The organism is Nodularia chucula CCY0103, from assembly GCF_963923915.1.
GTDB classification, from domain to species: domain Bacteria; phylum Cyanobacteriota; class Cyanobacteriia; order Cyanobacteriales; family Nostocaceae; genus Nodularia; species Nodularia chucula.
The window spans coordinates 66,138-91,850 of the sequence record NZ_CAWUOL010000003.1; the positions used below are offsets into that span (position 1 = coordinate 66,138).

Annotated in this window: 24 protein-coding genes and 1 tRNA gene; 10 read left to right on the forward strand and 15 right to left on the reverse strand. The window is 39.1% G+C overall.

Annotation, left to right across the window (positions count from 1 at the left end; all coding sequences use genetic code 11):
- Positions 1-158: 158 nt before the first annotated feature.
- A complete protein-coding gene (locus ACM0OP_RS01875; RefSeq protein WP_414526690.1) occupies positions 159-395 on the reverse strand; it encodes a type II toxin-antitoxin system Phd/YefM family antitoxin in 237 nt (78 codons plus the stop codon).
- Between the two features lie 226 nt (positions 396-621).
- Here ACM0OP_RS01875 and ACM0OP_RS01880 point away from each other — a divergent pair, with 226 nt between their 5' ends.
- Positions 622-2,241, forward strand: a complete 1,620-nt coding sequence (locus ACM0OP_RS01880; RefSeq protein ID WP_414526691.1) for a competence protein CoiA family protein — start codon at positions 622-624, stop codon at positions 2,239-2,241.
- Between the two features lie 191 nt (positions 2,242-2,432).
- On the opposite strand, the gene serS is transcribed toward ACM0OP_RS01880, so the two are convergent.
- Complete coding sequence (gene serS / locus ACM0OP_RS01885) at positions 2,433-3,713, reverse strand: serine--tRNA ligase (protein ID WP_414526761.1); 1,281 nt, start codon at positions 3,711-3,713, stop codon at positions 2,433-2,435.
- Between the two features lie 164 nt (positions 3,714-3,877).
- On the reverse strand, positions 3,878-4,450 hold the full coding sequence (locus tag ACM0OP_RS01890) for a DUF3611 family protein (RefSeq protein WP_414526692.1): 573 nt from the start codon (positions 4,448-4,450) through the stop codon (positions 3,878-3,880).
- Between the two features lie 615 nt (positions 4,451-5,065).
- Between ACM0OP_RS01890 and ACM0OP_RS01895 the strand changes: the two genes are divergently transcribed.
- Both ACM0OP_RS01895 and ACM0OP_RS01900 read left to right on the forward strand, forming a co-directional pair.
- Positions 5,066-5,413, forward strand: coding sequence for a PadR family transcriptional regulator (locus ACM0OP_RS01895; RefSeq protein ID WP_414526693.1), 348 nt, complete (start codon positions 5,066-5,068; stop codon positions 5,411-5,413).
- Between the two features lie 55 nt (positions 5,414-5,468).
- Positions 5,469-6,002 carry a cofactor assembly of complex C subunit B gene (locus ACM0OP_RS01900; protein WP_414526694.1) on the forward strand — a complete coding sequence of 178 codons (534 nt, stop codon included), beginning with the start codon at positions 5,469-5,471 and terminating at the stop codon, positions 6,000-6,002.
- A gap of 408 nt (positions 6,003-6,410) precedes the next feature.
- Here the strand turns inward: ACM0OP_RS01900 and ACM0OP_RS01905 are convergent, their stop codons facing one another.
- The gene (locus ACM0OP_RS01905) at positions 6,411-6,728 is read right to left on the reverse strand and encodes a DUF3155 domain-containing protein (protein WP_323196231.1); all 318 of its coding nucleotides are present in this window, start codon (positions 6,726-6,728) and stop codon (positions 6,411-6,413) included.
- 265 nt (positions 6,729-6,993) lie between these two features.
- Here ACM0OP_RS01905 and ACM0OP_RS01910 point away from each other — a divergent pair, with 265 nt between their 5' ends.
- On the forward strand, positions 6,994-8,328 hold the full coding sequence (locus ACM0OP_RS01910) for a sensor histidine kinase (RefSeq protein ID WP_414526695.1): 1,335 nt from the start codon (positions 6,994-6,996) through the stop codon (positions 8,326-8,328).
- Between the two features lie 104 nt (positions 8,329-8,432).
- Here ACM0OP_RS01910 and ACM0OP_RS01915 read toward each other — a convergent pair whose 3' ends face one another.
- Together ACM0OP_RS01915 and ACM0OP_RS01920 are read right to left on the reverse strand one after the other, a co-directional pair.
- A complete protein-coding gene (locus ACM0OP_RS01915) occupies positions 8,433-9,680 on the reverse strand; it encodes an S-layer homology domain-containing protein (RefSeq protein ID WP_414526696.1) in 1,248 nt (415 codons plus the stop codon).
- Between the two features lie 694 nt (positions 9,681-10,374).
- A complete protein-coding gene (locus ACM0OP_RS01920; protein ID WP_414526697.1) occupies positions 10,375-11,067 on the reverse strand; it encodes a conjugal transfer protein TrbI in 693 nt (230 codons plus the stop codon).
- A gap of 238 nt (positions 11,068-11,305) precedes the next feature.
- Between ACM0OP_RS01920 and sbcC the strand changes: the two genes are divergently transcribed.
- Positions 11,306-14,332, forward strand: a complete 3,027-nt coding sequence (sbcC, locus tag ACM0OP_RS01925; protein ID WP_414526698.1) for an exonuclease subunit SbcC — start codon at positions 11,306-11,308, stop codon at positions 14,330-14,332.
- A 226-nt stretch (positions 14,333-14,558) separates the two neighbouring features.
- On the opposite strand, the gene ACM0OP_RS01930 is transcribed toward sbcC, so the two are convergent.
- From ACM0OP_RS01930 to ACM0OP_RS01940, 3 genes are all read right to left on the reverse strand, one after another.
- Positions 14,559-15,017 carry an SH3 domain-containing protein gene (locus ACM0OP_RS01930; RefSeq protein WP_414526699.1) on the reverse strand — a complete coding sequence of 153 codons (459 nt, stop codon included), beginning with the start codon at positions 15,015-15,017 and terminating at the stop codon, positions 14,559-14,561.
- A 53-nt stretch (positions 15,018-15,070) separates the two neighbouring features.
- On the reverse strand, positions 15,071-16,585 hold the full coding sequence (locus tag ACM0OP_RS01935; protein WP_414526700.1) for an AAA family ATPase: 1,515 nt from the start codon (positions 16,583-16,585) through the stop codon (positions 15,071-15,073).
- A 106-nt stretch (positions 16,586-16,691) separates the two neighbouring features.
- Positions 16,692-17,120, reverse strand: a complete 429-nt coding sequence (locus ACM0OP_RS01940) for a DUF29 domain-containing protein (protein ID WP_414526701.1) — start codon at positions 17,118-17,120, stop codon at positions 16,692-16,694.
- A gap of 239 nt (positions 17,121-17,359) precedes the next feature.
- On the opposite strand from ACM0OP_RS01940, the gene ACM0OP_RS01945 reads away from it, so the two are divergent.
- From ACM0OP_RS01945 to ACM0OP_RS01960, 4 genes are read left to right on the forward strand one after another with little or no spacing between them, the layout of a single operon-like run.
- Positions 17,360-17,728: a UPF0175 family protein gene (locus ACM0OP_RS01945; protein ID WP_414526702.1), complete on the forward strand. Its 369-nt coding sequence runs from the start codon at positions 17,360-17,362 to the stop codon at positions 17,726-17,728.
- 8 nt (positions 17,729-17,736) lie between these two features.
- A complete protein-coding gene (locus tag ACM0OP_RS01950; RefSeq protein WP_414526703.1) occupies positions 17,737-17,925 on the forward strand; it encodes a PIN domain-containing protein in 189 nt (62 codons plus the stop codon).
- Entirely contained in the window at positions 17,919-18,065 is a 147-nt protein-coding gene (locus tag ACM0OP_RS01955) for a hypothetical protein (protein ID WP_414526704.1), read from the forward strand. Before ACM0OP_RS01950 ends, ACM0OP_RS01955 begins: the two co-directional genes overlap by 7 nt.
- Complete coding sequence (locus ACM0OP_RS01960) at positions 18,065-18,580, forward strand: TniQ family protein (protein ID WP_414526705.1); 516 nt, start codon at positions 18,065-18,067, stop codon at positions 18,578-18,580. Before ACM0OP_RS01955 ends, ACM0OP_RS01960 begins: the two co-directional genes overlap by 1 nt.
- Positions 18,581-18,626: 46 nt before the next feature.
- Here ACM0OP_RS01960 and ACM0OP_RS01965 read toward each other — a convergent pair whose 3' ends face one another.
- The 5 genes from ACM0OP_RS01965 to ACM0OP_RS01985 form a co-directional block, all read right to left on the reverse strand.
- Positions 18,627-20,117, reverse strand: a complete 1,491-nt coding sequence (locus ACM0OP_RS01965) for a class I SAM-dependent DNA methyltransferase (RefSeq protein WP_414526706.1) — start codon at positions 20,115-20,117, stop codon at positions 18,627-18,629.
- An 8-nt stretch (positions 20,118-20,125) separates the two neighbouring features.
- Positions 20,126-20,938, reverse strand: coding sequence for an HNH endonuclease family protein (locus tag ACM0OP_RS01970; protein ID WP_414526707.1), 813 nt, complete (start codon positions 20,936-20,938; stop codon positions 20,126-20,128).
- Between the two features lie 8 nt (positions 20,939-20,946).
- The gene (locus tag ACM0OP_RS01975; protein WP_414526708.1) at positions 20,947-22,620 is read right to left on the reverse strand and encodes an AAA family ATPase; all 1,674 of its coding nucleotides are present in this window, start codon (positions 22,618-22,620) and stop codon (positions 20,947-20,949) included.
- 2 nt (positions 22,621-22,622) lie between these two features.
- Positions 22,623-24,443: a restriction endonuclease subunit S gene (locus ACM0OP_RS01980; protein WP_414526709.1), complete on the reverse strand. Its 1,821-nt coding sequence runs from the start codon at positions 24,441-24,443 to the stop codon at positions 22,623-22,625.
- Between the two features lie 190 nt (positions 24,444-24,633).
- The gene (locus ACM0OP_RS01985; protein ID WP_414526710.1) at positions 24,634-25,062 is read right to left on the reverse strand and encodes a MerR family transcriptional regulator; all 429 of its coding nucleotides are present in this window, start codon (positions 25,060-25,062) and stop codon (positions 24,634-24,636) included.
- Between the two features lie 69 nt (positions 25,063-25,131).
- Between ACM0OP_RS01985 and ACM0OP_RS01990 the strand changes: the two genes are divergently transcribed.
- Positions 25,132-25,317 (forward strand): hypothetical protein, encoded by a 186-nt coding sequence (locus tag ACM0OP_RS01990; RefSeq protein ID WP_414526764.1) that lies wholly within the window; start codon positions 25,132-25,134, stop codon positions 25,315-25,317.
- Positions 25,318-25,604: 287 nt separating this feature from the next.
- On the opposite strand, the gene ACM0OP_RS01995 is transcribed toward ACM0OP_RS01990, so the two are convergent.
- Positions 25,605-25,677: transfer RNA gene (locus tag ACM0OP_RS01995), tRNA-Ala, on the reverse strand.
- Positions 25,678-25,713: the final 36 nt, after the last annotated feature.

Below are 25,713 nucleotides of genomic sequence, written 5' to 3' on the forward strand. Positions count from 1 at the left end.
TCTATTTTGTGACAGCAATTCTGATATTCTATCATTTGCTAAATCTTAATTTACAATTGTTTTGATCAGGATTTACATGATTAACTCTCTCTTTATAATTTGTGAGAAATCATAAATTAGCACTGGTGCGATCGCACTATTCCAGAGTAAATCTCAACTCACCAGTCTAACTCCCGATCACACTCCTCAATCGGCGTTGCTAGTCCTTCTCGAATCGATTCCCTCATCCCTGGTACGGAGAGAAGATACAGGGTTTCTTGTACAGATGTCCAGTCAGCTTCAGACAATAACACTGCATTGCTACTTTGTCCTGCAATCACAATGGGTTGATGTGATTGATTTACGGAATCAATTAAATTCTGTAACTGCTGTTGAGCTTCATTGATGGGAATCATAAACCTCCATCTGTCTAAATCTCGTAATTTTTTAGCATGGTAATTCAGGTGTCATTTACCTTTGCGTTCTCTTATTATAGTTTGGTAGAAGTAACAAGTTAGGGCTGGTGCGATCGCTACGACTGGCTACGCCTACGCACTTTAAACATCTGGTAGTTTTTCAAGAAAAAAGTAAGTAGTGATATTATAATTATATACAATAGCTCCTAAAATGCGTAGATAAGTTATGTTTTATGCAAAAGCGATGTATCTAGGTAGTCAAATCCCTGTTTGTGCTGAAGATGAAAACCTAGATTATTATTCATACAGACTGTTAGGACTGCGTTGTATTGTATGCGGGGAAGAAGTTCAGTTGAGAAAAGGATATGTAAACCGACCTCATTTTGCTCATTTTAAGGAGACTGGAATAAATCAAAATAAATGTGATCTTAGAGTAACAGGTTATAGTAGTTCTTGGAGTTCTTTAACTTCAGAAGGAAAAGGACAAAGGCGAAAGCTATTTCAAGAACATTTTATTAATATAATTAAACGTCAAAATACCAGTTTTCATAATAATATTCAAATCCTCAAGTCTCAATTATCCTTTAATGCTTTAAAAGAAATTACTAATAAATGCCGTGTATGCTTTGATAGCAAAAAGCAAGATTTAATCAGAGAATGTCGTCAATTTAATACAAGTATTAATGATCAAAATCATTGGATAAATGGTTTGATTGCTAGTGAAGCTATAGATTACTTATCTATTCCAACGAGTATATCTCCTCTGGAATTATTACTTCATTACAGTATTTATATTGCTTGCAATCAATCAAAATCTGACAATTGGAATATTTTTATTAGTACAATTGAACCTAATATTATATGTGAAATTCTGAAAGAAGTTATTTTAAAAACAAATTGGCCTATAGCTTTTGAAAATTTGCATCAACATCAAAACAAGACAGTTATTCCTTTAGAAAATTCAATTTCTAATCAGAATAAAGATTTGATAAACGAAAAACTTGTTAAAACTCTTGGAAAATATATTAATTCAAATCAAAATATTGAACCATTTAAAAATGGAGATTTAAAAAAAATTAAACATCCTCTTAGACTTAAACTACAAAGTTTGAATATAAATTCATTTATTCTTAAAGATGTTGCTAATGTAGTAGGTGGTAAGCCAAGAAAATCTTATAGATGTGACAAGACGATTGCTCAAGTTATAGATATTGTGGAAACATCGGATGAAATATTTATCAATTATAAATTAATATATAATAGTGGTATTATCGATATTGAATATTATAAAAATTTGCATAGAGAAATTTCATATTTTTTGAAAAAAAATAAAAACCAGATAGGTCAGAAAATTACTTTTAATTTAACTAATTGGAAAGAAATATGTAAACTGATCCATGATGAAGAACTAATAAAAGCAAAAAAACAACAACATATAGTAGAAGAACAAAAAATAGGAAAAAGTAGAAAAAAAAGTAAATTAAAACAAAGAAGAAAAAGACAAATTGTACAAAAAGAACAGAGAAAACAACAGCTAGAAATAATCATCTCAGAAATACAAAATATTATTAATTCACAAGATAATTTAATTCACAATGAACAAGTTAAAAAAATTATCGCACAAATAAAAATTATTGGTGATCCAGAAGATCCAGTTGTTAAAATAGCATCTTATATTTTATGTATTTATAATAAAAATGGAGAACAAAAAATTAAATGTCCCATTTGTAAAATATCAATGAATAAAGAAAATTTATTAAGGCATCTCAAAAAAATTCATATTAATTATGGTCATTATGAATGTCCAAGCGCAAAATTATTTGAAATAATATCAGAAATTTTATAAAATTTAGTATTAAGGCAACTTAATATGATAAAAACTATGATTGCTATATAAAAATTTAGTTAAATTGATGCTTTTTCAAAAAATTAAAAGTTAGGGTATTTTAGTACCAATGTAAAATAATATAAAAATATGGTATGTTTCATTATATAAACACACCATATCGAATTTTAACTTATACAAAAACCCCTAAACTACAAAACCTCCCTACCCAAATAAGGCTGCAATACCTCCGGTACTTTAATTGTCCCATCAGCTTGCTGATAATTCTCCAAAATTGCCGCCATAGTTCTACCCACAGCCAAGCCGGAACCGTTTAAAGTATGGACAAACTGCGTCCCCTTCTTACCAGCTTCCTTAAAGCGAATATCTGCCCTTCTTGCTTGGAAATCAAAGCAATTAGAACAACTGGAAATTTCTCGATACTTCCCAGAAGAAGGCAACCATACCTCTAAATCATAGGTTTTAGTAGCCCCAAAACCTAAATCAGCAGTACATAAATTCAGCACCCGATAAGGTAATTTTAAAGCTTGTAAAATTGCTTCGGCATTGACTACTAATTTTTCTAATTCCTCAAAAGAAGAACTAGGATGAACAACTTTTACTAACTCAACTTTATTGAATTGATGCAGACGAATTAAACCCCGCATATCTCGCCCATAACTTCCCGCTTCCCGCCGAAAACAGGGAGTATAAGCACAGTGATAAATGGGTAACTCTTCCGCAGTTAAAATTTCTCCCCGGTAAAGGTTGGTAACGGGAACTTCTGCTGTGGGTATCAACCACAATTCATCATCAGCACATTTAAAACTTTCTTCGGCAAATTTCGGTAACTGACCGGTTCCGGTTAAAGCATCAGTATTCACTAACAACGGCGGACTAACTTCTACATAGCCGGCTTCCGTTTGCGTCTTCAGCATAAACTGAATTAATGCCCTTTCCAACGCTGCACCCGCACCAACCAGAGTTACAAACCGACTTTGGGCAACTTTCACAGCCCGCTCAAAGTTGAGAATACCCATTTTTTCGCCGATTTCCCAATGGGGAATAATCTTTGGGTTTTCGGGTAGATATTCATCACCCCAGCGCCGCACCTCTTGATTATCCTCTTCACTTTGACCAATGGGTGTAGAATCACTGGGTAAATTAGGTAATGCTAATACAAGTTGCTCAATTTTCGCTTTCAGGTCTTTTTCTTGGGGTTCCAGTTCACTCAATTGCCCTTTAACAGAGTTACCTTCGTCCCGCAGTTCTTGAATTTCCGGAGATTCAGGACTAATACCAGATTTAATCTTCTGTCCCACAATTTTACCAATTTCGTTACTACGGGCTTGGAGTTGACTGCGTGTACCTTCCAGTTCCCGTTGTTGTTTGTCTAACTGTAAAATTGGTTCGATGTCGTATTTACCACTACGACTGTTCAAGCGTTCTTGGATTAGTTGGGGATTTTCCCGTATTTGCTTAATATCCAGCACAGATTTTTCTTTTGTTGTTTCTTTAGTGTCTTTTTGCCAAAACATCAGCATATACTGATTTTGGCTTGCTTGCTATGACCGCTATTGTCCATCCTCAAGTTCTGCTTTGCCAATCTTGCCAAAGCTAGAAAATTTTATATTAATTCTGATTTTGACTGACGCTTTTAACTGCGGGTAATGCGGCTGAGTAGCCAAATGGAAACTGCTAGTCCTGCGAAGTGGGCGGAGACGGTGTTGATGTTTGCTTGTACGACCAACATATCTAGACCAGTAACCCGGTTGGGGTCGATCAATTGAGTAGTTATAGTTTGGGTAGATATTGACCTAGCTACCAATGTGCCAACAATGGCTTGTGAACCTAATAATGTGACTAGCATTCCCACTAAATTAATCCACAGTCCCAGGCGTAACACTTGTAATGTCTCACTTTTACGAGGACGGTTACTGGGATTTGAGGATTCTAGTTGGTTCCCAATTCTGGTGTAACGAAAAGCTAAATAAATGCCCCCTCCTAAAATCACTATTCCGCAAATTGCTAAAAATACGCCAAAGCCAGCGCCGGGATTATTGCTCCCATCTGTTCTTTGACTAAAGATGGCAAACAGCAAGACAATAATTGCAGAAACAACACCTAGCACTAATTGAATCCAAAAGCTAATCCAACCTGTGAGGCGAAAGGTTTTGGCAATGGTGCGGAGATTGGAGGAAGAAGATGGGCTGTCGGGGTTTTCTGACATACTGATCACTAATTTAGTAAGGACTTGTTAAATTTAATATCACACTTACCAGATAGGATGTAAGTATTTCGGGTTTTATAGCACTACACATACACGTTAGAACATCAACTGATCATAAAAGTTAGACACCGAAAGACTTTTACCCACACCTCCCACATTTCCCACACTCCCCACACTCCCCACTCCCAACTCCCCAGCTATCAGTTAATTGCGGAGGTTTTTTACGGGGATAATTGCTGTAAAACAAAGTGATCGTTAACTTTTGCAGACAAAACGGCATTTTCCTTGTAAAATTCTCTCGATAGCATTTTATGCTTAAGCAGTTCTCACCAATTTGGCATCACTGGACACTCAGAAAGTGTGCAGGCGATCGCTTTAATTGCTCCTCTTTACAGTATCTATAACTTGGGTAGGAACGTAGTATTTTGCGCTCCTCAAACCTAGAAATTAGTCCCATGACTTCAGTCCTGTGGCTGATATTTGTAGTGTTTACCCGTTGAAAAACCTGTTTAAGTAGTCCTATATCACTGCTTATTTTCTAGTAGCACTATATACTGTTTACCAGGATTGTAGATACCACTATTATCAGGCATTTATTTAGCCATTCACTAAACCATGAAACTTGAGGATATATATCAATTCTTTGAGAATCCTCCGCCAACTTATCTCTGTCAAGAACTAGCAGTTTGCTACATTTTGTATATTTTATTACAAGGTGAATCTTACGGAACTGAGTTGATCCAGCGACTGGAAACTGAATATCCCAGTTATCGGCTTTCCGATACTGTACTGTATAGTGCAATCAAATTTCTGGAAGACGAAAGGGTTATTACGGGATATTGGAAAAAACTGGAAGGGCGAGGAAGACCCAGGCGGATGTACCAAGTTTCTCTAGAATGGCAAGAACGCTCACAGAATTTGGCGCATCTTTGGCAAGATTACAATAAGGGGAGAATAAATTAATGAATAATTGATCATAAATTAGGTCTACTCCCATGAAAATAATCATAATTTACTTATGGATACTGCAATTTTGCCTTCTACCTTACTGCTGACATTGTTGTTATCAGTGGGGCTGTTTTTCTTTATTCGGGCTTCTACTAAAGATCGGACTACAAAAGTGCAACTAGTCTCTGAAGAAGATGAAGCTGCGTTAATGCCGAGAGTTAAGGAGTATTTTCGCTCCCGATCTTACCAAGTAGCAGCTATAGACAGAGATAAAAATCAAGTAATTTTTGAGGGTTTTGTTCAACCGAGTTGGTTCTTAGCTGTGTTTTTAACGCTGCTAGCAGCTGTGGGGATGCTTTGTCTGGCTTTGGTTTTATCCCTGCTTTTTCCTGACTTTGGAGCTTGGTTTCTCTTATTGGTAATATTTTCACCTTTAAGCGGTGTATTTTATTGGCAAAAATCCGGCAGACTTGAGAAGGTGTCTTTCCAGATAGAAGCAGCTAACCAGAGTGAAATATCTTCTCCAAGTAAAATTACTATTATTGCCCATCGAGATGAACTTATGGAGTTGCAGAGGGCTTTACAGTTAGAATCAGTTGAATAAACTGGCGACAGGAGGAGCATCAATTGGACGGGTATATGATTTTTCCCTACGATATGAGACCGTAGGGAAAAGACTATATCTGCTTACAGAGCTTCTTGGGCAATCCATTGGAGGAGAGCGCAACTCAACTCTCACTTGTGGATGCATTTTGCTCTATTTGACTCCTCGCTGCATCATTTATTTTTTGAGAGATCAACTACCACAAGCCAACATGGTTTGAAAATAGGTCGATTTTCCCATTAGGTGAAATTAAGTCCAATTAAGTGGATTTAACTGGACTGGATATCCTGGCAAATCAGTTACAAACTTAAAAAAAACGAAAACTTTCGATAAATTGAGCAACTTTACCAGTTAAATGATTGTCAGAAACCACATTACATACTTTTAAGTTAGCCATTTCTGGATGATTTAGCGGCTCGCCACAGCCACTGGTTCCATACCTGCTGGGGATTCTAATGTCCTCAGACTAGGAAACAAGAAATGGTTTTCTTCCACGTATTGAGCGCCAAACAGTCCTTTTTCAGCCCAGAAATAGCGATCTGTTGTGTGTTCATTTCGCTTTACAAGTAGCAATGCAGGTGGCGCGATTCCTTCAGCTTGAATGAATTTTCTCGCTGCTGTCACAGGTTTTTCTTCGCCACTTTCGATGCTATATTGAGGCACATGCTCTAGAATCCGTCGTCCTTCTTGGCGACGACGACTTTTCCGCTTACGTCTTCTAGCCAATTTATTTTCCTCCTCTTTCAAGCCATAGATTGTAGTTATAGCTACAAAATCCGTCGCAATTATATAAGTTCTAGTTCAAAATATCAAGAGTTTTTAAAGTTTTGATACAGAAAACATAACATTTGAAATTGGTAAAGCATATAATCCCCTGGTGCAAACCATTACTGCAAACATTTAGTTAAGCTTTATTAAAAGAGTGATAAAAAATAAAGCTCCTTTCTTCTATCTTCCCTCAAATTCTGTGATCTTGAGCAAAAGCTAAAAAATGTTAATGTCTGCCAGTTCAGATTTTGTTGCTCTATGCCGAGAGCAAATAGCACTGCTAACCCAAGGGCTGGGCGCATCTTTAAGTGTTGTTTACTTAACACAAGAATTGGTGGATGCTCCTGCTGGTGAGGCGAAACTAATTCCTGTGGTGGTTTTCCCGGAGACGGCAGTGTTACAACCGGGAGAGGATATGGCTGCTACGGTTGCTGATGTTTTGGTAGTACCTCCGCGACAAAATAAGTTATTGCAAGGAGGGTCGGGATCACCGATTTCATCAGAGGAGACTAGGAAAGTAGAAGGAGATACCCCAGATTTCCCGGAGGAATCAGAAATTAATGCACACCAAATTGTGCTGCCTTTAATCCACGAAGGTGTGATGATGGGGCTATTGGTGACAGCTAGAGAAGATCGGGCTTGGAATGAACAGGAACAAAGCAAAATTCAAAAAATAGCCCAGACGCTGGCGATCGCCTGTATCCTAGATCAACGTCGGGCATGGTTACAGCATCAGCTACATCAACAACAAATTCTCCAAGAACAGCAGCGAGATTTGCTGGATAATCTCCTACACCAGTTTCGTAACCCGTTAACTGCATTACGCACCTTCGGTAAACTGCTATTGAAACGACTGCGGCCAGGTGATCCCAACCGGGATGTGGGGGCAAATATCGTCAGGGAAAGCGATCGCCTGGAAGAATTACTGCGACAATTTGATCAAGTAATTGATTGGACAGAGGCAGATTTAGCGCCGTTGTCATTACAGGAAAACCCAGAATTTGTGGAAGCAACTCTTCAAAAAGAACCGAAGCCATTACTATTATTGCCGGGAACGGGAGAGGAAGAAACTGATTTTTTTGTAGTTGATTTATTAACACCATTATTAGTTTCTACTCAGGCCATAGCACAGGAACGTCATCTACAATTAATAACAGAAATTCCCGAAAATCTACCCCTGGTAAAGGCTAATATTAAAGCCTTACAAGAAGTCCTTAGCAATATCATTGATAATGCTTTAAAATACACTCCTCCAGGGGGTAAAATTGCCATTCAGGTAGGAGCAGAAAAAGCTAATTTTCAAGGAATTATTATTAGTAATACGGGGAAAGGAATCCCTCCTGAAGATTTGGCACATTTAGGAGAGCGCCATTATCGCGGAGTACAAGGGCAAACATCAATTCCTGGTAGTGGTTTGGGACTAGCGATCGCCAAAGAATTAATCAAACAAATGCAGGGTGAAATTGAAATTTTCAGCCCTGCTATTAACTCCAATATGACTTCAGCCAATGCACTAGGAACTACTTTTATAATTTGGTTGCCCATGAAAAGGGATTAGGGAAAGAAGCAGGGGAGCAGGGAGCAAGGGAGAACACAAAAGACTGAGCTTTGTATTCCTTGCCTCCTTCCCCTTTACCTCTTCGGTCACTTCCCAATTATTAATCACTGTCTGACTGAAACCAGGAAGTTTTGATTGATTGTCATTTGTAAATCAGTATTTGGTTCGATGGAGATTAAGTCAACGCTGTTTCTACCAAAGAATAGACCAAATAAACCACCAATCACCGCACCACCCAGGACTTCTTCTGTAGCCACTGCGCGATCGCCTGTCACAGCAGACACCGCCGCAGCCGCACCACCACCTAATACAGTATTACGAATAATTGCACTGGTACTAGTACCCTTTCTAATGGTTTCAGTTCTAGTAATTACTTGTGAAGACGCATTGATTTGATACTCTTCACCTGTAGTCAAAATTAACTTGTCAGCCACAAATTGCGAACCACCTTGAGCCGGTTGGAGTTTTCCGACCACTCTGCTACCAGCAGGAATCACCACAGTTCCGTCTTGGGTAACGACATTTTGGTCTACTGTCAGAGTCAAAGGTGCTGTTTCATCTTTTGTAACTAGAATTTTTTCTGCTTGATCATACTTGATAGGAATAGCAGTTCCTTGGGGAATAGTTACAGATACAGGACCTGTGGGGACAGAGGGTTGGAGGGAGACAATATAGGGTGAAGTAATGGCTGAGGCTTGATTAGAACTCACCAAAGCCTGATAGATAAACGCTGCTACTTGGGCGCGGGTAGCGGTTGCAGTGGGGTTGAGGAAGCTAACATTAGGATAGTTGACCACAATTCGCTTTTCAGTGGCGGCGGCGATGGGACTACGCGCCCAGTCAGCAATGTTAAAACTATCACTGAAGGTTTGCAGAGTTGTTTGAGTATTGCCTGTGGGAGAATAGTTAAGACCGTTGGCTAAAGAAACTAAAACCTGTTGGCGGGGGATAGCTTGGTTAGGCTCAAAGCGATTACCGGGATACCCTGATAAGAAACCTTTTGTATAAGATTGTCTGATAGCATTAGCAGCCCAAAAATTGTTGGAAACATCCACAAAGTTGATTGCTGGTCGTTGTGCCTGTACGGGAAAAGCGCTGTCAATCATTGACGCAAATTGTGCGCGGGTTACTGGTTCTTCAGGACGGAAAGTACCATCAGGAAAACCAGCAATGACACCTCTTTGTGATAATTGATTAATAAATTGTGCTGCCCAATAGTTAGAAGAAACGTCAGAAAATCTAGTTTGTGCTAAAGCTGGTGTCGCTCCGATAAATGGTGCTACAGATCCTACGGTGACGCTGACAGCCATGAGTGCAGCAGTTCCAGATTTCCAACCATTTAAATTAAACATTGCTCTTTACTCCAGTAAAATTAATTTGTTTCTCTTACTTTACTTAGACAATTCGTGAAATTAAAAGTTCCTAAATATTTTGCTTTTAATCAGTGGAATTGCTAGATTTGAAATCCATAAATCTCATCTTTTTGTAGTGACTAATTCACCTTTATAATTGTTTCTCTGGTTAAGTTATAATTGAAAATAAATTAACTACAGATGAACATAGATGAGTTTAATCACATTCCATTCCTTAAAGAAGATGGGTGCTGAAGTAAAATCCAGTAGAACATCTTATAGAGGTAGAATGAATATGAGTATTTCACAAATTGAAATGGGATTACCCTATCAAGTCCGTTTTGGAGTTTGATCGTTAATTAATCATTCCATGAGGAATTACTAATAACAGGACACTAAAACGAACTCATATATTTACTGAGACTCTATGGAAACTGAAATAGTTGCCGGAAAATGCAACATTTTTGACTTTCACCCTCTGAGCATTTAACTATCTAAAACACTATGCCAAAAGATAGAGCTTTATGATGACATTAATCATGGAAGCAGAGTTCCAATCAATTGCAGAAAAGTGGTTTTTGCAGTTTGTCAATGGTAAGAAATCAGGATAAAAAATAAAGCGATCGCCTACAATAGTTAAAAAGGCGATCGCTTATGGGTGGTAATCAAAGTCACGGCTGGAATATCGTGAAATTTAGTAGCGGTCTAAGACTAAATTAGAGTTCAGTGCTAACCTCAAATCCTGTTCTGGTCTTAAAACGAAAACCTCAGCTTCTTCTTTTCGTAGCAGTACACTGGCTAAAGCACCAGCAGCAGCACCAGCCACAGGTTCTAAAACTTCCACTCTGCGATTACCTGTAAGTAATGAAATTGCAGTCAGCGCACCAGCACCAATAGCCGCATCTGTGGCGATTCTGCCGGTATCCTTTCTACTAATTTTTTCCATTCTGCTGACTATCTGAGAAGAAGCATTAATGGGTACACGGCGACCAGAGGGAAAAACTAATTCCCGTGAAACAAACCGCACACCTCTAATATTTTCCTTACTTGTGTTGCGGTTGTCGAAATATACAGGTTCTACTCTTCCTACAACTTCTGTGTTTCTGGGAATTAAAACATTTCTGGAACTATCCGTAATGTCGTTTGAGATTCTTAATGTCAGGTCTAATGTTTCCCCTCGACTAACCACAACTGTTTCTTGGTCATGTCTTACCGGAAAACTCACGTTGGAATTAGCCGGAATAGTTATAGTTCGTGATTGGTTTTGGTTAATATTAAACTGAGCATGAGCGGGAGCAAAGCTGATCATCGGCATAACCGCAGTGCTGGTAATTGCCATGGCCATCAGTGCGGCGCTTTTAGATTTCCATTGCTGAAGGTTAGTCATTATCATGCGTGTGGTATCTGTAGTGTATGCAATGACGATAATCTGTGGCGATTGTTTCTGGTTCTTTCTTCAGGTGGGTGTGGGGAAAACTTGCTGATCATCTTGTTAATTTTCGTAAAATTACTGACTTAAAGACTAGAATAGTGATAAACACATAGCTAAACTATCCTTTGAGTGCATCTGTACTGCTAGTTCTCAACCCAGTTAGTCAAACTTTAGATGTGGCGCTATAGCCTCAATGATTCCCGTACAACTTATCCTCAAAAACTTTCTCAGTTACCGTGATGCAACTTTAGATTTTCGGGGTTTGCACACGGCTTGTATTTGTGGCTCTAATGGTGCAGGTAAATCTTCTCTTTTAGAAGCAATTACCTGGGCGGTTTGGGGTCAAAGCCGTGCCGGTGTTGAAGATGATGTGATTCATTCGGGTGCAAAAGAAGTCCGGGTTGATTATACTTTTCAATGTAATCAGCAACAATATCGGGTAATTCGCACCAGAGTTCGCGGTGCTAGTGGGGTTTTAGAATTTCAAATCGAAACAGATTCTGGGTTTCGCGCCCTTACAGGTAAAGGTGTCAGAGCTACCCAGGATTTGATTTTAGAACACATTAAATTAGATTACGATACTTTTATTAATTCGGCTTACTTGCGCCAAGGTCGTGCCGACGAGTTCATGATCAAGCGTCCCAGTGAACGCAAGGAAATTTTAGCAGAGTTATTAAAGCTGAATCAATATGATCAGTTGGAAGAACGGGCGAAAGAAACATCCCGTCATTTGAAAGCTAGGGCGGAGGAATTAGAGCGTGGTTTGGAATCTGGTAAAATTCAGCTAGAGAAGCGGGAAGCGACACAGGCGGAAAAGGCGCAGTTAGAAGGGGAACTGAACCAACTGCAACAAGTCCAGGCTTTTGAGAATATTCAATTACAAAGTTTGCAAGTTGTCCAGCACCAGCGCCAAAATTGGGAACAACAACTGAATTTTGTCCAGCAACAACATCAAAATTTAACTCAAGATTGCGATCGCCTGCAACAAGAACAATTAGCAGTGCAGACTCAACTTGCAGATTTAGAAGTCATATTAAAGCAGGAAACGGAAATTAAACACGGGTTTACAGAATATCAAACTCTGCAATCTCAAGAAGAAGCATTAGCCACTAAATTTCAGGAATATACCAGTGCTACGGCAAAGTTACAAAAAAAACAACAGGAATTAACTAGCCACATCCACACCCTAGAACGACAACTGCAACAAGTTCAGGGACAATTAACCGCATTAGAACAACAGGAACCAGAAATTCAGCATACTCTGAATAAATCTGAGGAAGTGGAAGCAGCTTTAGCACAACTAAGCGCCGCCCGTCGCCGTGTAACTCAATTCGATGAACTGCAAATGCAGGTTTCTCCTTTAATGCAACAACGGCAAAATTTACAGAGTGAACTGCATAGAGTTCATGCAGGTTTGGTGGCTCGTTTAGAACAGTTACAAGCTACAGAAAACCAACTACAACGCGCTTCCCAACGTCAACCCCAACTCCAACAAGCGGCGCAAGATTTAGAAAGCCAAATTTCTCAAATGGAGAAAGATAAGGTTTATCTGCAACGAGTGCAGGAAAAAGGACAGGAAAGACGGCACTTTATGGAACGTCTGCAAGCTCAACAACGGGAATATGAAAGATTATTAAGTGAACTGGAGCAAAAATTACAAATGCTTCGCACCCCCGATGCAATTTGTCCTTTATGTGAGCGTCCTTTAGATCAACATCACTGGAGTCGGGTGGTGGATAAAACCCAAGAAGAGTATCAGGATACCGAAGGACAATTGTGGGTATTTCGGGAACAGATGGCAGTTTCTGACCGAGAAATTCAGCTATTGCGACAGGAATATCGAGAAATTCATCAAAAGTTGTCGCCCTATGACAGCCTCCGAGAACAAAGAGGACAATTAGCCGCACAATTGCAATCTACTAGTGATGCTGCACAGGAATTAGAACAACTGGCTAGGGAAAAGCAACATTTGGCGCGATCGCTGGAAGCAGGTGATTATGCCCCAGAGAAGCAAGCAGAACTGCGGGAATTAGATGAATATTTACAAAAATTGCATTATAATGAGCAAGACCACGTTTTGGCTCGCAGTGAAGTAGAACGTTGGCGGTGGGCAGAAATTAAGCAAGGGCAAATGAAAGATGCAGCCAAACGACAGGCGCAGATATCCGCCCAAAAACCAGAATTACAAGGGACAATTGCTCAATTAACCACTCAAATCCAGCAGGATCAAACTGATTCGGAGTGCGCCCAAGAAATTGCTCAACTTCAGAAGTATATTGGCGAAATTGGTTACAGTGCAGAGCAACACCACAGCCTGCGCGTAGCTGTACGTCAAGCCCAATCTTGGCAATTACGTTATCAACAACTGTTATCAGCCGAAGAACAGTATCCCATACTCCAGAAACGCTGGCAGGATTTAGAGGCTTCCAGAAATGAGAGATTGCAGGAATTAGAAAAACTGGTGGCGCAAATTGCCAGTATTACCCAAGAGTTACAGCAGTCAGCTAATCCCATTCAGCAAATTAACGCTTTAGAGCAGCAAATTCATCATCGTCGCCGCCAACTGGATGAGAAAATCGCTAATTTGGGGCGTTTGGAACAGCTAATGTTGCAACTGGAAACTCTGCAAAATCAATATGAGCAACAGCAGGAACAATTACAGGCTTGTAAGCAGGAACAACGGGTTTATCAGGAATTGGCGCAGGCGTTTGGTAAAAATGGTATCCAAGCACTGATGATTGAAAATGTCTTACCTCAACTGGAAGCCGAGACAAATCAACTGTTATCGCGGTTGAGTGCTAATCAACTGCACGTACAATTTATTACGCAGAAGTCTGGACGCAGTAGTAAGGCGAAGAAGAAAAATGCTAAGTTGATTGATACTTTAGATATTTTAATTGCTGATTCTAGGGGAACGCGAGCTTATGAGACTTATTCTGGTGGGGAGGCTTTTAGAATTAACTTTGCTATCCGTTTAGCTTTGGCGAAATTATTGGCTCAGAGGGCGGGTGCGGCGTTGCAATTACTGATTATTGATGAAGGCTTTGGGACACAGGATGCGGAAGGTTGCGATCGCTTGATTGCTTCCATTAATGCGATCGCTTGTGACTTTGCTTGTATCCTCACTGTCACCCATATGCCTCACCTCAAAGAAGCCTTTCAAGCCCGCATAGAAGTTCATAAAAATCAGGAAGGTTCCCAGGTGAGTTTATCAATTTAATTACCGCAAAAAAGGGTATTGGTAGTTGACAAGTTATTGATAAAACTGGTATTATAATCTTGATAAGGAAGAACTATCTGCCAATAAATACGAGCAGTCATAGTGACGAAGCCGCCAATATACAGATAAAACCTGACCAGTTGTAAGTAAGTCGGTGCAATAAAACCAAACTAAGTGAAGAAAAGTAAATAAGGCTCAAACTCCCTACTCCCCACTCCCCAGCATTTCAATCAATCCGTTCAATATTATTGATTCTCACCCAACCTTCCTGTCCAGATTCTGTGCGAATTTTTTGCCATCTTTGATCCTGACTGTTCTCTAAAACAATCAACTCTTCATTGACAGGAACTCCACCAACTGATTCCGACTCTAAGGTAGGACCCGACCGCACACTCAAGCCAGCCGGCCAAGTTACACGCCCGCGAAAAGCACCCTGTGGTAATGTGTCAGTGGGTTCTGGTGTGGGTATTGGGGTAGGTATTGGGGTAGGTGTGGGTGTAGTTTCTACCTGACTGGCTTCTGGAATCGGAGACTGCACAGAGGAATTATCATTGGCAAAAATCGGTTTAGCTGGTGGGATCAAACTGCGATTCATGAAATAGAGAGCAACGGAAACACCGCTACCGGCCAAAATGGCGATCGCTAACAGAAAGCCTAGTATAAACTTTAATAAATTTAAAAACATCTGTAATGCTTAAATATTGACTATTAAAATTATTGTAGTTGTTGTTGAATGTGTTAACTTAACTTACCGAAAGTATCACTTAATGGACTGTGTTTAGAGGCTAACCGCGCTCTTCCAGATGCAGCCCATTCCTGTAATTGTTGTATTTGTTCCACAGCTGTGCGCGCTAAGGGGATAATTTGGCTAGCTGCTTCCAAAATATCATCGGTAGTAAAATCACGGTTTTGGCTAAATCCGATGTGCATGGCTTCAATCAAGGTTTGCTCAATTTCCGCCCCAGAAAAATCCGGTGTTTCATAAGCCAGTCTGTCAATATCATAACTTTTCAGATTATGGGGGCGCAGTCGGGATAAATGCACATTAAAAATCGCTTTGCGCTCATCTTGGGTAGGTAAACCCACAAAGAAAATTTCATCAAATCGTCCTTTCCGGAGCATTTCCGGCGGTAGGGCTTGGATATCGTTAGCGGTGGAAACCACAAATACAGGTGAGGTTTTTTCGGCTAACCAAGTAATAAATGTCCCAAATACCCGGCTTGCAGTACCAGCATCACCTTTACTACCTAGTCCCGAAAAGCCTTTGTCAATTTCATCAATCCACAAGACACAGGGGGCGAGGGCTTCGGCTACTTGAATCATTTGGCGGGTGCGAGATTCTGATTCTCCCACTAAACCACCAAATAAACGTCCAACATCCAGGCGTAACAGGGGTAAATGCCAATGATGGGCGATCGCTTTTGCTGTTAAAGATTTACCAGTACCTTGAATACCTAACAACATTAAACCACGAGGATGGGGTAATCCATACTGGCGCGCCCGATCACTAAATGAGCCGCCCCGACGGATCAGCCAGTCTTTGAGGTTATCTAGCCCCCCTATATCAGAAATGCGCTCAGTGGCAGGGTAAAAGTCCAGGATTTGGGTTTGGCGGATAGTTTGGCGTTTTTCCTCCAAAACTAATTCTACATCCTCTGGTTGCAGTTCTCCGTGGGATGCGATCGCTCTGGCTAAAACTCGGCGAATCCGTTCCATCGATAGCCCTTGACAGGAACGCACCAAATCATCAAGAATTTTGCCAGAGAAGGAATTGTTACCAGTGCTTTGCAGTAGGCGTTCTATCTCAGTTTTAATTTCTGGGGGTGCTGGTAAAGGAAACTCCACCACTGTGAAAATTTCGGTTAAATCATCGGGAATCGCAATCCTGGGTGATAGCAATACCAGATTTTTCGGTTGGGATTTCAGCAGTCTAGCTAAGTTACGCAGTTTGCGCGCGATCGCCACATCATCTAAAAACCGATGATAATCACGTAAAATCAAGACAGCAGGAGCAGAAGTCGGCAATTTTTCCACAAATTCCAAAGCCTGCAACGGATTACGCTTGCCAAACCCCGCATCATTGGGATTTCCCTGGTAGCCATCCACAAAGTCCCAGGTATATACAGGGCGATTCCCTTGGTTAGCCGCTTCTTCCCGAATCGCAGTTTCTACCCGTTCCTCTTCATAAGTGGGAATATAAATCACAGGGTAACGAGCGCGCAGCAGTAACTTAAATTCTTCACGAAAGTTCATATATTAATAGGGTTGAAACTCACTAATTCTCAGGATAACAAACATAAAATTGATAAATTCAGGAACAGATACGCCATTGAGATTCTCAAATCCGCAGTGTCATGATTTACTCTGGTAAAAATTCAGGGGATAAAATCTCTGTGAGGCTGTAGGGACAGATTTCGGGAAATGATGACAATCCCGTTTCTCTTTCGGCGCTAATGGTAGCCAGAGGATAAACATCTTCTATAGCTTCAGTTAGATGAGGTTGAAGACTAGGGTTTTTTTGCACGAGTTTTTCTAAACGTAGGCGTTGTTCTTTAATGGTTAATTGCCAACTCCGAGAGCGCAAGTTAGGCTGAAATTGCCATTTTAAGAGGTGCATAATTAAAATTTCTAATCTACTTTCTAATTGTCGTTTTTCTGAGCGTCCCATGTCTTCTATTTCTTCGGCAATATGCTGCCAATCGATTTGATGAAGTTGTCCTGTTTTTAACAAGTTTGCTTGTTCTTGTGTCCAAGCATAAAAGTCATTTTCATGGGTGCTTGAGTTCATAGGTTCTTCTATATTTTTGTACCTAATCGTTACGCAAAGTGCTGTAACTTAAATTATTATCATAAAATGGTTAATAGGACTTACGCACACTCCACCAATTCTTGGCGTACTACAGCCCTGACGGGCATCGCTGCGCGCGGGCGACTTGGCGGTTCATTAAATTAAGCCTTTTGGTAATTTCTGCGTAAGTCCTAGTTAAATAGATAAATTATGTCTATTTCTCAAGATTGTCAATTTTTATGGTGAAAAAGGATAAAAACATGGAAATTACTATCGAAATTCCGGAAGATATTGGTAATCAACTCCAAAAAAACTGGCAAGACTTACCGCAAAAAATTTTAGAAGCTTTAGCAATAGAGGCTTATAGAAATGGAATCATGACTGCTGGACAAATTCAACAGTTATTAAAAATATCATCCCTGGGGGAAACTGAAACATTTTTAAGACAATCTCAATTTGCTTTCAATGAGGTTCAAGAAGTTGGAGAAAAAGAAGAACCAATAAAGACTTTATCAGCTGCTGTTGAGGAGTTGCAAGAAATTTGTGTTGCAGAAGATTATTATTTAGAAATTACCTCTCGTTATGATCGTCCTAATTTATTTTTTTAACTTTATCCATGAGTTTTTTATGTGATACTAATATCATTAGTGAATTAGTGCGCCCTCAGCCTAATCCTGGAGTTTTAATCTGGGTGAAAAATTTATCTGATATAAATATTAGTGTAATTACTATTGAAGAAATATTTTATGGTTTAACATCAAAACCCAACATAAAAATTCAAATCTTTCTAGTAAGGCAATGCTGAAGACTTTGGGTGAGGCAACTGGGGGTTATATTGGGTTGCTAGATATGATTCTCAGGGAGTCGGCTATTCGGTCTTTAAAGAAGGGATTAGCAAAGATTGATTTGGAAACTCTCAAGGAAGTAACGGCGGAGTATAAGTGATGGAAGGTGGAGAAATTAACCCTTGGTTGTTTCAGGTGGAACCATATCAGGGAGAAAGTCTGAGTCACTTTTTGGGACGCTTTCGACGGGCGAATGATTTAACAACCACTGGTTTAGGTAAAGCTGCTGGGATTGGGGGTGCGATCGCCAGATGGGAAAAGTTTCGATTTAATCCCCCACTGTCTCGCCAGCAGTTGGAGGCGTTGGCTAAGGTTGTGGGGGTTGATGCTGATAGGTTAGAGCAGATGTTACCACCTGCTGGGGTGGGGATGAAAATGGAGCCGATTCGTTTGTGTGCAGCTTGTTATGTTGAGTCCCCTTGTCATAGGATTGAGTGGCAGTTGAAGGTGACTCAGGGGTGTCAGCATCATAATTTAAGTTTGTTGTCTGAGTGTCCTAATTGTGGGGCTAGGTTTAAAGTTCCGGCGTTGTGGGTTGATGGTTGGTGTCAACGGTGTTTTACGCCGTTTGGGGAGATGGTGAGATGGCAGAACTCTGTGCGATCTTCGTCATAGAACAATTTATTAAATCTGAATTTCAGGTGTATTTTTAGTCTTTCACTTAGGTATCATTTTCAAGCGCATTCAAAATAGCCTTAAAACTGTTCAAACCTGCTTCCAGATTTTCAATAATTTCTGCTGCTAGTTCGTCGGGTTCCGGTAAATTATCCAAATTAGACAGACTTTTGTCTTTTAGCCAAGAGATATCAAGGCTAGTTTTGTCTCGTGTCATAATTTCTTCGTAACTAAACTTACGCCAACGCCCGTCGGTATTTGTTTCTGGATGCCAAATTTCCCTACGCTTAGTACGATTTTGAGGACTGTAGCATTGAATAAAGTCTTCTAAAGCTTCAAATTGCAGTGATTTTTTCTTGAGAGTGTTGTGGATATTGGTACGGTAGTCGTAATACCAAACTTCTTTAGTCCAAGGTTCTTTCCTTGCTGGTTTATTATCAAAAAATAAAACGTTTGCTTTAACACCATGAGCATAAAAAATACCTGTAGGCAAACGAAGAATAGTATGTAAATTAGTTTTTTGTAATAGATTGTGGCGAATTGTTTCCCCTGCTCCACCTTCAAATAGTACGTTATCTGGCACTATCACAGATCCTTTGCCAGTGTTTTTTAGCATTGTAAAGATGTGCTGTACAAAATTTAGCTGTTTATTTGAAGTAGTTGCCCAAAAATCTTGTCGATTGTAGGTAAAATCCTTTTTTTCTTGCTCACCTTCTCCATTAATAGCAGTTATACTACTCTTTTTCCCAAAGGGCGGATTAGCCATAACATAATCAAAGCGTTGTTTAGCATCTCCAGCTAGTGCATCATTGGGAGAAATAGTTGGTTCACTATTAATATCACCAATGTTATGCAAAAGCATATTCATCAAGCACAAACGGCGCGTATTTGGAACAATTTCATTGCCATGAAAGGTTTCATGCTTGAGGAATTGAGTTTGTTTCTCATCCAACTTGTAGTTTTCTCTAAGAAAATTGTGGGTTTCTAAGAAAAAGCCTCCCGTACCACAAGCAGGATCAGCAACAGTCTTAAGAGGCTCAGGATGTAGACATTTAACCATTACTTGGATGAGCGCACGCGGAGTAAAATACTGCCCCGCTCCCGACTTAGTATCTTCAGCGTTCTTTTCTAGTAGCCCCTCATAGATATCACCTTTAACATCTGCACCCATCGTTACCCAAGCTTCGTTGTCAATCATGTCGATGACGCGAGACAACATTACTGGGTCTTGAATCTTATTTTGGGATCTAGTGAAAATATGACCCAGAATTCCTTTTTTCTTTCCTAACTCATGCAAAAGCTCTATGTAGTGACTTTCCAGTTCTGCACTGCGTTTAGTTTTCAAGCTTTGCCAATTATACTTAGCAGGAATACCCAAATCGTGGTTATAAGGTGGGTTGGCATACTCATATGCCATTTTTAAAAAAATCAGATATGTTAGCTGTTCAAGGTAGTCACCGTAACTCACCCCTGCATCTCGTAAAATATTGCAGAAATTCCAGATTTTGGTAACAATTTGTGATGGTGTCATTAGCATTATTTTTTTTATTTAAAAACAAACTCAATCCATATTAAATGGCGCTTGCCGATTATATAACGCTCAGAAAATAGGGAGAATCTCGATATTATATTTATAGCTGTTTTGAGTGTATTAATTTTTTCTTGAAATTTTGTGATGGCTGTATTATCTCCCTGAGCTACTCTGTCAAAAAAGTAGTCTGCATCGCAAATTAAATCTTCTAAATATCGTGCTAATGCTTTTCTCTGTTCAACTATTTCACTATGCTTTAAATGATAAAGGTCGATAGATACGTTCACCCTATCTTTGTCAATGTCATTTGCTAATGGTACAGGACATGGAGTTCCATCTTCATTAAAATCCAATAATTTAACATCAGCTTCGACACAGGGATCAAGCAATTTAGGTGTTTCGTAAGCTTCATCACCAGATTTATATGCCCTTCTATTTTCGTCTATCAATGGAAAGTGATTGCCTTTCCCACCTAGTTTATTATTATTTCCTGAATCTTTACGTCGTTTATTACAATAACCACATGAATATCTATAGTTTGTGTAATTAAAAGCAAGCCATGTATATCCAGAATGTTTAGGTTTTACTCCAGTTACTCCCTTTTTGGGTCGGAAATGCTCAACCTCTTTATCAGACCTTGATTGTATTTCCTCGCAATACCAGCATTTTTTGCCAACAATCATTTCTAATGCTGGTTTCAAGTCCTGCCATACGTAACAAAAATCATCTATCTTTGCATTTCCTTGAAGAATTTCTTTTGTGGCTCTATCAGATTCTTCTAACCAGCCGTCAGGAATTACTATTAAGTTCAAATCTATATAGCGCATAGTAATTTTTATGACTCCTTACTATTTGACATAATCTGCCTCATAAGTTCAAGTGCTGCTTGACGCTCTATTCTTGTAGGCGGGTTTTCTGTTGCTCTTTCTTCCTGTAAAGCTGTCTGATAATCATGACGAGCGCGAAGATACTCTGTAAATAATGGATCACGTGCTTCATGTTGAAAGCCATAGCTTTCTAGCTCACTATTTAGGTTTTCTAGCTCTTTCTTTTGAGTATCATTCAATGGCTCTTGTGAAAGTGCTAACTCCCTTTTCCGTGCTAGTAATCCTAATGTGTAATTGTCAAGTGCTGCTGGTACATCAAACATATCACTCGTCAAAATACCTGCATACCCCATACCACGAGGATCTTCTTCTGGAGGTGTCACACTGATGGATAAATTATCCATATCTCGCTTAAGAATCTGCACCTGCTCCTTCACTAACTCTGCAATTGCTAATGGATTATGAGTAGTTAATAATACATGAGTTGATTGTTGGTCAATATCACCCATACCTACAAATTTTTGTAAATAGTCGAGATATTTTACACTCCAGATTGGGTTTAGGTGGGTATCTGGTTCATCTAGTAAAAATAGACTTTCTTCTTCAGCCGTAAAACGGAGCAGACCTAAAACTGTTAACAGCTGTTGTTCACCTTCACTTAGCTCACGAAATATAACTGAACCATCATTTTTACGTAGCTTAACTCGAATCCTGACTTCTTCAATTAATTCTGAAACATAAGTGCTTTCTAAATCACGAAAGAATTCTCTGGGAGGTTTTTGTCCTACAAGTTCTCGTAATGTTGCTAGATCCTTGATGTAAAGATATAAAAATTCCCGATCTTGTTTATTCCATAAAGAAGCAGACTCACGGCGCTTAATCTTAATAGGTGCTAATGAAACATCATAAAGTCCAGCTAGGAAATTGCTAACTATACCACGTGCATTCCAAAATCGATGATCCCCTTCTTTTGAATCCCAGGGAGGCTGACGTAATACAAATAAAACTGAATCAATTCCATTTTCTGGATCTAAACCCAATTGTTTGTCCAGAAATTCATTAACTATATCATCTTGTTGAATAATAAAAGCTAGTAATACAAATTGACTGTGTATAGGTAGTGCATAAAATAATCGTCTTAATCCAGGATCTAGACCACTACGTAGTTTTTTATCATATTTTACTAAATATTCTCGAAAAATTTCTTCCATGCGTGAGCTATGACCTGAATAATAGCCAAAAATATATTTAGGTAAATATTGATCTTGCGCTTTCAAAAAACGGCTAACTGTAATGCGCTTACCTCTGTCAATTGTTGTATTCTCAAGTTCATGTTCTAGCAGTGATGTTTGGACAGTATTTATGGATGGTTTGTTATCATTAATAGGCTTTACATAAAATTGATAAGCATCTTTAACTCTTCTGGGATCTGCATCTATGTAAATGCTATTCTGTTGGCAGCGGTAAGCGATACGGTAAGAAAAAGAAGGTTTATTTTTCTCCTTATTCTCATTTTCACTCGTGATTAAGTCACGGAAAAGAGTAGCTAGTGCTTCTAGTACATTTGATTTACCAGTACCATTCCAACCAATAACCACAGTTACCCAATGTCCCTCATCAAAATTAATTAGGACATTTCTCAGGTTTTTAAATTCGCCAATCCATAACTGATCTAGACGCAAAGTTATTCCTCCTTTATTGAACAAATACAAAGCCAGTCTTCATCCCCTCGCCGTTCTATTTTGATGCTCTCTTCCTTTACTAAATCACGAAGCTCAAGATAAAGTTTTTCAATATCTTTTGTTTCTGTTCCATCCCTAATACCACATTGACGAAAAACATCTTTAGCACTTAACCAATCCTCTGCTGATTTAAGTACATTTATCAAATTGGGCATTGTAGATTTCTCCTGTTTTATCTTGTTTGTTAATCTTTTACGAGTTTGCTTTGGTGTTGTTTCACGTTCTACACGAATACGTTCTAATAAGATGCTTGCTGGTTCATCATTAGGATCTTGTGATACCAATTGACCAGAAAAGGCTTTTTTGAGAATACTGTACCGAAAAGCCTCGGATTTTTGGAGATTATTGGTTATTTCAAATTGCAAAATATCAACAGTAGAAATTATTTTCTCTATTTCTAAAACAATCCTATCTTGTTCTTCTCTACTAGGTAGAGGAAAGCATAATGTTTTAAATCTTTCAGTGCTTATCTTCTTTTGTGCAACACCTTTAGTAATAAGTCCAATTTGTTTCTTGATTAAATTAGACTCGATGCAATATTTAAAATAATTCCTATTCACAAAATCGTTCCAGACTCGAAATTTCAGACAATCCGCAGTGAGTACAGCAACAGGAAACCCATTAGGATAAATTGCAACATCTCCAGGAGGGTTTCCCATCTTTGTTATAACTATGTCAAAAGGCTGTATAGTGTGAGCTTGTAACTCGTGAAATTTATGCTCAGAAATATATTTAAGATCCAAATCAAAATCATTATTTGTAATATTTTTTACAAAAATTAGAGGAATCCCACTTTGTCGGTAATCGCTAACTTTAAGATTACTACCAAAGGGACCAATTCCTATTGAATATTTTTCCGGTGAACAAACTTCTTCTGGTCTAACCCAACACCATCCATCTGGGATTTGGGGTAGTTCAGCCAGTTTTTGTTCTGTTAGCGGAAGTAATTTGGTAGGTTTTTGTGGTTTTCTAGGTTTTGCGCTTTGTTTACCATTTACTTCCCAAACGGCTACAGCTTTTTCCCATTCATCTAACTTTTGATAAAATAACTGTTCTCGTTCTTGTGTAATCCGTCTTATCAGTTTGGGTGCGTTTCCTAATTGATTCGCATGAGTCTTACGCCATTTTGCAGTCAGATTGCCTTCAAAAGCATCTGTTAGTATTGCCTGTCGATAAACCTTGATCTGCTCCCTAGCCATTTTTAGGTTTTGAATACCGTTATCCAACTCAGAAAAAAGTTCATAAACTTTGGCAACTATGCGGACTTGTTCGTTTAAGGGAGGAACAGGAATGGGGATCTCTTTCAATTTATTGGCATTAACATTTAGTACTGCTATTCCTAACTTGCTTTCTGAAATTTTTTGCCAATAGAAAGGGCTTTCAAGAAATAGCTTAAAAAACTGTTTGTTAATAAATGGTTTAAAGCGAATCAAATAAGATGCGAAGACAGCGTATTCAGGCGTGTTTTTTAGTAAATAACTTACTCCTATAGAACCAGCCCTTGAAATTATAATATCTCCATCCTCAAGCAAAAATTTATCAATTTCTTCTGGGTTCTCGCTGCAATAAGGGACTGATAACCAGTCAATTTTCCCAGAAGTAATGTCAGTAGTTCGCAAAAGCTTTATTGTGCCACTCGTTGCAGCTTTGGTTGTATAGCCATACTGAGGATGACTACAAATATCGCCAAAAGTACTCCACAACCATTTTTCCGGTATTTGAAAGTCCAACTTTTCCCTCATACTACGCAACCAATTCTTCATTTAGCTCATCAATAATGCCACAAATACGGTGGATGAGCGAAACCAGCCCAATTATTTCGTTCTACAGTGTTTGCTTAAAATCATTAAGGTAGGTAGGCATACGCTTGTCAGACATAGAAAAGAGCAGTTTAGGTTCGTTGTTTTTCAGTTTATCTAACACCTTACGAACCTGAGTATAAGTAACTATACATTAATTTGATAATTTTGATGCCAAGCGATTATAAATAACATCTAACCACACGGGAATAACTGATTTACCTTCGTCTAAGGATGCGATCGCACTTTCCCTGTCAAATTCTACTAGAGAAAGCGACTCATTCTGTGCTGATAACAACAACATAAACCGCTTACCCTTACCTGAAATAAACAACTCCGGCTCTTGTGCCTTCAGCCTTTTCAGGGTTTCACAGGCAATATCAAAACTTATCCCCACAGACAGCCAATATACCATTGCTGCCAGTTCCACCAAATTAGACTTTGAGTAATAAATACTGCGTCCCGTTCCCGTCTCACTAATTACAGGTACAACAATCCCCTTCTCTCGCCAATACTGGATCTGGCGAAGGGTACAACCTGTAATTTGAGAGGCTTCCTTGCTTGAAAAAAATGTCTCCTGCATAAAAAACTATTTTACAGAAGACTGGTATAATACAAATATGTTAGTATTAGACAAATATGTATAAAAGCGATGAGCCAAATTACTGTTCAGTGTGGTTTAGTAGCAAGTGAATCTACCCGTCAACAACTATGGCAGTTGATGGCAGAGAAAAATACGCCATTAATTAATGAACTATTGCTTCAAGTCAATCAACACCCAGAGTTTGAGACTTGGCGACAAAAGGGCAAACACCCTACTATACCCCTCCCGGAGTGAGGCGGGTTGAGATCTGCCATAATATTTTTGCTTTGTGTTTCAAAGCCTAATCAATTAAGATTGTATTCTAAAATTAAGGTGGGTTGAAAGGAGTGCTGCGATCGTACACAGCATTGGTTATGATTACTTTGAGCTAAAGTTTAAGGACAATTAATCTGTCAACACCAGTTTGAAGACAAAACTAAGTCAATGTGACAATTAATTTGGCAAGGAAGACAACAATTTGGCAATACGGACAACAATTTGTCAACGCGGTCAAATAATTTGGCAATGTACATGAAAGTAAATGGAGAATAGGAGACTCGAACCCCTGACCTCTGCGGTGCGATCGCAGCACTCTACCAACTGAGCTAATTCCCCGGATGAATGCAGAGTAACACACTCTGACACACATAT